Source organism: Aeromonas aquatica (assembly GCF_000764655.1).
GTDB lineage: Bacteria > Pseudomonadota > Gammaproteobacteria > Enterobacterales > Aeromonadaceae > Aeromonas > Aeromonas aquatica.
In genome coordinates this window covers 1-8,788 of the sequence record NZ_JRGL01000151.1, presented here as the reverse complement: position 1 = coordinate 8,788, position 8,788 = coordinate 1, and the positions used below count along the sequence as shown (strand labels likewise).

4 protein-coding genes, 2 tRNA genes and 1 riboswitch are annotated in these 8,788 nt (G+C 61.6%); of the genes, 1 reads left to right on the top strand and 5 read right to left on the bottom strand.

What is annotated here, in order from left to right; all coding sequences use genetic code 11:
- Positions 1 to 160: 160 nt before the first annotated feature.
- From LG30_RS0118785 to LG30_RS0118775, 3 genes are all read right to left on the bottom strand, one after another.
- Complete coding sequence (locus tag LG30_RS0118785) at positions 161 to 1,210, bottom strand: ABC transporter permease (protein ID WP_033132219.1); 1,050 nt, start codon at positions 1,208 to 1,210, stop codon at positions 161 to 163.
- A 103-nt stretch (positions 1,211 to 1,313) separates the two neighbouring features.
- Positions 1,314 to 2,339: an ABC transporter permease subunit gene (locus LG30_RS0118780; protein ID WP_033132218.1), complete on the bottom strand. Its 1,026-nt coding sequence runs from the start codon at positions 2,337 to 2,339 to the stop codon at positions 1,314 to 1,316.
- 335 nt (positions 2,340 to 2,674) lie between these two features.
- Positions 2,675 to 5,713, bottom strand: a complete 3,039-nt coding sequence (locus LG30_RS0118775; protein WP_052101206.1) for a glycosyl hydrolase family 18 protein — start codon at positions 5,711 to 5,713, stop codon at positions 2,675 to 2,677.
- A gap of 112 nt (positions 5,714 to 5,825) precedes the next feature.
- Positions 5,826 to 5,908: riboswitch (cyclic di-GMP riboswitch) on the bottom strand.
- Between the two features lie 294 nt (positions 5,909 to 6,202).
- Between LG30_RS0118775 and LG30_RS0118770 the strand changes: the two genes are divergently transcribed.
- Positions 6,203 to 8,353, top strand: coding sequence for an ExeM/NucH family extracellular endonuclease (locus LG30_RS0118770; RefSeq protein ID WP_033132217.1), 2,151 nt, complete (start codon positions 6,203 to 6,205; stop codon positions 8,351 to 8,353).
- Positions 8,354 to 8,503: 150 nt separating this feature from the next.
- On the opposite strand, the gene LG30_RS0118765 is transcribed toward LG30_RS0118770, so the two are convergent.
- Positions 8,504 to 8,579 (bottom strand) — tRNA-Ala (locus tag LG30_RS0118765).
- 56 nt (positions 8,580 to 8,635) lie between these two features.
- Positions 8,636 to 8,711 (bottom strand) — tRNA-Ala (locus LG30_RS0118760).
- Positions 8,712 to 8,788 lie beyond the last annotated feature (77 nt).

Here is an 8,788-nt window from a genome sequence, read left to right as displayed (position 1 = left end):
GGAAGAGAGACAGTAGATGTTGAAAGGCTTGGGTATCCATGATGGTGGCCCTCAGGGGGATGACCTATTTCAAGGTTAGCCTTTCAACACGTAATTGGGACAGCGCCATAAATAAGGACAATATTCGCTCGGTGCGCCCATGGCGCCGACCGCCCTCCCGTCACTGGTAGCGGGTGAACTGGCGCGGATCGAACGCCTCGCGGATCGCCTCGCCGATGAAGGAGACCATGATCAGCACCAGGCTCACCGCCACCACCACTGAGCTCACTATCCAGATGGCATCCAGGTTGTTGATGCCCTGGGAGAGCAGCTCCCCCCAGCTCGGGGTGGGCGGCGCCAGGCCGAAGCCCAGGTAATCCAGCGCCGTCAGGGTGGAGATGTTGCCCACCACGGCGAAGGGCGCCAGGGTAACGATCATCATCAGGGTGTTCGGCAAGATGTGGTGGAAGATGATGCGGCGGGTGCTCGCCCCCTGGGCCCGCGCCGCCATCACATAGTCCCGCGCCCGCTCCTTGTAGGTGAGGGTGCGCATGTACCAGGTGATCCCCATCCAGCCGAACAGCACGTTGATGCCGACGAAGAGGCCGAAGTTCGGCTTGGTGAGGGACACCAGGATCATGATGACGTAGAGGAAGGGCACCTGGGACCAGATCTCGATAAAGCGCTGCAAGATGAGGTCGAAGCGCCCGCCGAGGAAGCCCATCATGCAACCGAGGCTGACACCGATGACGTAGCTCGCCACCAGGGTGATGAAGGCGAAGCCGATGGCGATGCGAAAGCCGTACACCAGCCGCGCCAGCACGTCACGACCGCTGGTGTCGGTGCCGAGGAAGTGGCGATCGGCCAGGCTCGGGGCATAGGGCGGATAGACATCCTGCTTGAAGTCCTGCTCGTAGGGATTCCAGGGCACCGGCGGCAGCAGCACCCAGTCGCCCTTGCCCTCCTGGGCAAACTTGGCCTGCAACTGGCGATAGTTGGTCTCGTATTCGTAGTCCAGCCCGAAGTGCTGGCCCGGGATCACGTCGCCGTAGGTAGGGAAGTAGAGCTCCCCCTGATAGCTCAGCGCCAGTGCCCGGCTGTTGACCAGCAGCTCCGCCAGCAGGGAGAGGATCACCAGCAGCGAGAAGAGGATGAAGGAGTAGTAGCCGCGCTTGATGGACTTGAAGCGCTTGAGCTTTTTCAGGGTGACCGGATTTAGCTGAAAAGTCATGTTCAGTCTCCAAACCTGACACGGGGATCCACCGAGACTGCAGCGCAGATATCGGCGACGACACTGAGCGCTATCGGCATAACGAACGACATCGGCTTCATGTTCAGTCTCCAAATCTGACGCGAGGATCCACCAGCGCAACGCAGATATCGGAGACGATATTGCCCACCAGCATCAGCATGGAGGTGATGGCCAGGATCCCCATGACGGTGGGGTAATCCCGCTCGACGATGGCCTCGTAGCCGAGCAGGCCTATGCCGTCGATGTTGAAGATGGTCTCGATGAGAAAAGACCCGCCGAAGAAGACGGTGAGCACGGACCCTAAATGGCTCGCGATGGGGATCAGACTGTTGCGCATGGCGTGATGGGTGACCGCCTTGCGAAACGGCAGCCCCTTGGCCACGGCGGTGCGCACGTAATCCGCCGACAGGTTCTCCATCAGGCTGTTCTTCATGGTCATGGTGAGGATGGCGAAGTCGCCGATGGCGTAGGCGATCAGCGGTAGCAGGGCGTGGCTGAACAACACGCGGATCTGTTCCCAGGCCCCTTGCGTCGAATCGAATTCGTCCCCCGGGAAGCCCCCCATGGGCAGCCACTCCAGGTGGAAGGCAAACACCGTGATGAGGAAGATCCCCACCACGTAGGCGGGCAGCGCATAGGCCATGTAGATGAGCATTGAGCTTAAGGAGTCGAAGCGGCTGTTATGCCTGAGCGCCTTGGCCACCCCGAGGGGGATGGAGACGGCGTAGCTCAGCAGGAAGGTCGCCAGCCCGAAGAAGGCCGTGACCGGCAGCCTGTCCTTGATGAGGCCCCACACCGGCTCGTAGTAGCGGGTCGACTCCCCCAGATCCAGCACCGCCAGCTTCTGCAGCCACTCCCAGTAGGCGATCAGCATGGGCTTGTCCAGACCGTAGAAGGCCTTGAGCTCCTCGATCTGCTCGTCGGAGAGCGCCTGGGCCCCCTTGCTGCCACTGGAGCGCCCGGTCTCGTTCTGGGAGACCTGCGCCTGCAGCATCATGCGCTCCACCGGGCCGCCCGGCACGAAACGGGTGATGCTGAAGACGAGCAGGGTGATTCCGAGAAAGGTCGGGATGATGAGCAGCATCCGACGCAGAAAATACGACAGCATGGGGAAACCTCGTCCTTGTTGCGCTTGCATGGCCGCGTCATTCCGCGCAGCGGCCTCTCCTTGCCGGCATGGGTCCTTGAATTGGCGGCAACACCAACCCCGTGCCTGTTACCGCTACTTTAGAACGAACATCTTGAATAGCCACACCTTTTTGAAGCGCTTACCGCGAAGCTTGAGCGTCTCCGTGCCGATCTGATGACCATCGGGCCCGGGTGCCTTGAAAAGGCCACGCCATCGAGCGGGGCTGCACCAGCCACATCTCATAAAAAATCCGGAGCCTGAGCTCCGGATTGGTCGTCTCTACGATGGCATCAGAAAGATGCCGCTTCGCCACATCAGTAGTTGCATACCAGCTTCCAACTGCCGTCACCCGCCTTGGGTTCGCTGCTGGTCCACCAGTTTGCCTGCCAGACGGCCTTGTTGTTGGTCATGCGATCCTGGCCATTGGCGTGATCGCCGCGCGGCCAAGCCGGGTAGGCATTGTACTCCGCCGGATTGACGCTCTGGCTGCTGCAGCTGGTGCCACCGCTGCCACCATCACCCCCACTGCTGCCACCCAGCACCGCCTCGGCCAAGGCCGGGAAGTCGGACTTCAGGCCTATGGTCTGGCTACCGCTGACGAGGCGTATGCCGCTCGGCACACCCGCCGCCGGCAGGTAGTAGGTCATGGCCACTTCGACGTCAGAGCCCGGTGTCCAGGCCTTCCAGGTCGGCAGCGTCATGGCCACCTTGTGGAAGTCCTTCTCGCTCGCGATGCCGTCCGAGTTCTGGTTGCCGCCGCTCTCGACCACGGTTAGCCCCATGCCGCTCTGATCCGTGATGGTGTCAGAGGTGGAGGTGGGCACCAGGAACTCGATGCGGGTCCCGCCCGGTATGGTCTGGGTCGACTTGTTCGTCAGTTTGAGCGTGGGGTTGATCGGGTAGTTCGAGTCCCCTTCCTTGAAGCCGGTCAGGCTCACGCCGATGTCGAGCTGGGCCGCCGGTGCCGGCAGATCGTTCTGCTTCAGGTTCGCCTTGCTCGCCTTGCTGAACTTCTCATAGGCCAGGCTGGTGAGGGTGCTGCCCATGACATATTCGTTCTTGGCCGGATCGAACGCGTAATCCCCCGCCATCTCCCAGAACATGACGCCCCCCAGGCCGCGCTTGACGATGTAGTCCAGCTTCTTGCCCATGGACTCTTCATCTTCGGTGGAGAGGAACACCTTCTTCTCTTCGTTCCACAGCCAGGGCGCCTGCGCCTTGTCGTCGTAGTAACGCACGTACTTGCCCTGGATCACGTCCGCCGGGTTGTTGGGATCCAGACCCCAGGCGGTGCCATAGCTCGGCAGTGTGGTGATGCCGAGGCTGGCCGCGTGCTCCAGGTTCTTGGCATGCCACATGGGCACGGCGCCGGCGCCGACCTCGTTGCCGTTCTTGTCCAGATCGTGCCAGATGTTGTCGATGCCGACAGCGCCGTTGCCGCAGGGGATGGTGCTGCCCCCCGTGCCCGGCTGGCAATTGCTCTGGCTCGGCAGGGCCGCCTTGCCGTTGAGACCATGGGTACCGCCGGTGACCCCTTGCCAGCCACGGGTGTAGTAAGGCACCCCTATGTTGATCTTGCCGGCCGCCAGGGCGCCACGGAAGTAGTGGGCCGACCAGGCCGCGTTCAGATAGCCGATGGCGCCGTACTGGGCCTGGCTATAGACGCCCCACTGGGCCAGCTCGGGATCCGCCTTGTTGTCGAACAGCGCGGCGTTGTGGGCCACGAAGTTGTTCCAGGCGCCGTGGAAGTCATAGGTCATCAGGTTGACGTAATCCAGATACTGGGTGACCTGGAAGTTCTCCATGCCGCGCAGCAGATAGGCCGACGCCGGTGAGGCGATGGTCAGCATGTACTTGCGGCCATCCTCGGTGCCGGCGCTGTCCAGCCGCGTACGCAGGGTCTTCATCAGGACTTCGTAGTTGGCAAACAGCTTGGCCCGGCACTGGTTGGAGAGCGGGAAGTCGTTGGGGTTGCCCGCATCCTTCATGGAGGTGGGGTACTCGTAGTCCACGTCCACCCCGTCGAAGCCGTACTGGCGGATGAAGCCCACCGCCGAGTCGGCGAAGGCGTTGATGCCGGCGGTGTTGACCGAGCAATCGCCCTTGGTGGTGGCGGTATAGAAGCCACGGGTATCGGCCCAGCCCCCCACCGAGATCAGCGTCTTCACGTCCGGGTACTGTTTCTTGTACTTGGAGAGCAGGTTGAGGTGACCCTGGTAGGCAAACTCCGGATCCATCTCGGCGCCCGGCACCCCCTCCCAGGTCAGCTTGGTGGCGGCATCGTCCACCTTGATCAGGTGGCTCTGCTCGTCCACCCCGGCGAAGGCATAGTTGATGTGGGTGATCTTGTCCCAGGGAATGTCGCTCACCAGGTAGGCGGGCAGGCCGTTCTTGCCGGTGCGCCAGGAGGTGAAGTAACCGATGACGCGGCGGGCATGGTCATCCCCCATGCACTCGCTGCCATCGGCGCGGTAGACCTGACGAATGTCGCAGGAGAGGTTGCCCCCGGTGGGCGGCAACGCCGCCTCTTCCACCTGCACATCCACCTGGCTCGATTCACCGACCAGATTGGCCTTGTCGGTGGCCACCAGCTTGAGACCGGTGAGCCCCTTGTTCTGCGGCGTCCAGCTCAGTTGCCAGGGGGCGCTGCTGTCTTCACCCACCTTCTGGCCATTCACAAAGAGCTCTACCTTGGCCACGTCGTTGTTGGCGTCAGTCACATTTGCCGTCACGGTGGCGGCGCGGCCCAGGGTCAGCTTGGCGCCAGCGGCCGGGCTGCTGATGCTCACCTTGGGTGCCTCTGGCGCCACCACGGCGCTGACATTGAAGCTGACGCTGGCCTCGCTCAAGACCTTGCCATCCTTGTCCAGCCCACGGGACTTGAGCTGATGGGGACCGACGCCGCTCGCCACCCAGCTTGCCGACCAGGGGGCCGCGCTGCTCAGCGCCACCTGGGTGCCATCGATCAGATACTCGACCTTGACCAGGCCGCTGCTGTTGCCACTCAGGCTCACCGCCAGGGCCACCGGGGTGCCTTCGTTGAAAGCGCTACTAACGGCGGGCGAGCTGATGGCGAGCCCAAGGGCCGGCGCGGTGCCACCGTCGCTGAAGGGTTTCCAGGCATCGGCCCAGACGGCGCCAACGCCGGGGGCATAGTGGTAGGGCGAGGCGCCGCACCAACCGGAGTAGGGGAATTCTTTGCATTCGTAGAGGTTGCCGACGTTGCTGACGACATCGCCAGCCTTGTAAGCAGTGCCAGCCTGATAGACGGGATAAGCGGCGTGCGCCCAGGCGGGCATGGCCGCGAGGGCAACCAGCATGGCAAGCCTGCTGGGCCTGAAGGTCTGTTGCATTGTTTTATCTTCCTTGTTTTGTCTTGGCTTTTAAGACCGGGCAAAGCGCAATAGCAACAGGGGAGAAGGGTCGACGACAGGCCATGGACGGGCCACATACCCTCATGTCACCCGGGGAAACCCCGCTATCTGGCCCGAAGGGGCAGATCGGAGGCTTTGCGTCCCGGCATCACTGCCGGTTTGCCCTTTACCTGGGTTCCGTGAGGAACAGGGCGAGTATAGGAAGCAAGTTGCAGATGCTCAATCTTTGTTCTCGAAGAGAAATATGTAAACGCCAGCGGGATCACAGTATTCCCACTTTCACCAAGTGACATATTTGTCAGTTATTTCAACTTGTTAGCCAGATCAAATAAATGAAATCGGCCTCTTTTGTCTCCCAGTAATGTGCGTTGGCTCACTGGTATGAACTGCCAGAAATGTGACAATGCGCGCCCTTGGTCAACGAGCCAAGGCTATGGAAACACTGGCAAAAATAAAAAAGGAATACCCATGAAAGGAACACCTACCCTGCTGTCGCTGGCCGTGGGGCTCGCCCTTGCGTCCCCGTCTGTCTATGCCGCCGGCTTCAGTTGCCCGGCCGACAATGCCCTCACCCCCATCCCCGCCATTCAAGGCAGTGGCGACAAGAGCCCGCTGATCCCGGATGATCTGTTTGAAAGCACCCAGAGCGTCTCGGTCAAGGCCGTGGTCTCCGCCCTCGGCGAGAGCCTGAACAAGGGCTTCTACCTGCAGGACCTGCAGGGGGATGGCAACCCCCAGACCTCGGACGGCATCTTCGTCTACCTGAACGACAAGAATTTCGCGACCAAATACCCGGGCATCAAGCCGGGTGCCGTGATCTGTCTGGAAGCCAAGGTCGAAGAGTATTTCAACCACACCCAGCTCAAGCCTGTCTTCGATAGCGGCAGCGCGCGTCTGCAGGTCGTGGCACAGGGCAGTGCCCCGGCCGCCACGGCGCTGCGGGTGCTGGAGGGGGAAACCCTGGCCCGGGCGCTGGAGCGCCACGAGGGGATGCGGGTGCGACTCGATGCCGATAGTGAGCTCAAAATAAGCCGCAACTTCAGCTACGACTACGCCGCCAAGCGCAATAACCTGGTGCTCTCCCACCTGGCGCCACTGATGAAGCCGACCCAGTTGCACGTGGCGGGCAGCGACGAAGCCAAGGCACTGGCACAAACCAATGCCGGTAACCGGGTGTTCCTCGAATCCGACTTCAAGGCGGCCGACGGCAAGCTGCCCTGGCTGCCGGCCTGGGAGCCGGAGCAGGGTTACCTGCGCGTCGGTGATACGCCGGTCAACCTGGAGGCCCTGGTCGGCTACAGCTACAACGAATACCGGCTGATAGTGCCAAAAGAGCAGGCCATCACCGCGGGGGATCTGCTGCGCACCGACGAGAACGATCGCCAGAGCGCCCCGGCCCGCACCGCCGGCACTGACCTGCGTATCGGCAGCTTCAACGTGCTCAACTACTTCACCAGCCACTCCAGCGTGGGCGGCGCCCTCAACGTGCTCTGCGTGGATCAGGCGGATGCGGACAGCGCCAAGGGCTGCAACCGCGGCGCCAAGGATCTGACTGACTTCCAGCAACAGCGCACCAAGATAGTCAACGCCATCACCGAGATGGACGCAGACCTCCTCGGCCTGATGGAGATGGAGAACAACGGCTTCGACGAGCACTCCGCCATCAGCAGCCTGGTCGCGAGCCTCAACGCCCAGCAGAAGGATGTCAGCCAACACTACGCCTTCGTCAGCCTGCCCAAGGCCCTGCTCGGTCAGGATCGCTTCTTCGGTGGCGACGCCATCATGGTGGCCATGATCTACCGCCCGGCCAAGCTGACCCCGAGCGGGGATGCCAGCCTGATCCAGCTGCCCGAGCAGCGCTACATCACCGGTGGCGTCGCCAAGACCGCCGGCCAGCGCGACTCCCTGGTGCAGAGCTTCACGGTAGCGGGTGGCAACGAGCCGCTTACCCTGGTGGTCAACCACCTGAAATCCAAGGGTTCTGGCTGCTTTGAAAACGGGGATGGCAAGACCGAGCCTGCGGATCTGCAGGGCAAGTGCACCGAGTTCCGGGTCAGCGCCGCCAAGGTGCTGGGGGAAACGGTGAACAAGCTGCCGGGCCAGGTGCTGCTGGTGGGGGACTTCAACTCCTACGCCAAGGAAGACCCGATCCGGGTGCTGACCGACTATGCGCCGGCCAGCAGCGATCGCAAGATCCGCTCCGCCTCCCACACCTTCCTCGGCGAGCAGGCTTACGAGCAAGTAGGCCAGGAAGTGGGCAAGAGCTATGGTCTGGTGGATCTGAACGTCAAGTTCAACCAGGCCAAGGCCATCTCCTACAGCTATGAGGCCGAACTCGGCACCCTGGACTACGCCCTCGCCAACCCGGCGCTGGCCAAGCGGGTGATCGCGGTCGCCGACTGGCACATCAACTCCTACGAGAGCAACCTGTTCGAGTACGGTCGTGGCTTCACCGGCGACATGATCAAGTCCGACAACCCGTTCAGCGCCTCGGATCACGATCCCATCATCGTCGACCTCAAGTTGCAGGAAGAGAGCAAGGGCGGCGGTGGCGGTGCCATGGGTGCCCTGCTGCTGGCCCTGTTGCCGCTGGCCTGGCGCCGCCGACACACCTCATAACTCGCTCTGAATAACGAAAAAAGCCCGCGACAGTCGCGGGCTTTTTCATTTAGGCCATTTGATTTGTAAATGAAGAGTCGTTAGCCATGAAAAAAACAAATGCCTGAACAAACAAAAAGGCCACCGGGATAACGGTGGCCTTTTAATGTTTGGTGGAGCTACGCGGGATCGAACCGCGGACCTCTTGCATGCCATGCAAGCGCTCTCCCAGCTGAGCTATAACCCCAAATTTTACTCTTTGAACAAGCGGTTCTGGCGGCCGCTTGTTTTACTGCGAAATATTGGTGGAGCTACGCGGGATCGAACCGCGGACCTCTTGCATGCCATGCAAGCGCTCTCCCAGCTGAGCTATAACCCCAAAATCTTTACTCTTTAGACAATCGGTTCTGGCGTCCGCTTGCCTCATTGCGAAATAGTGGTGGAGCTACGCGGGAT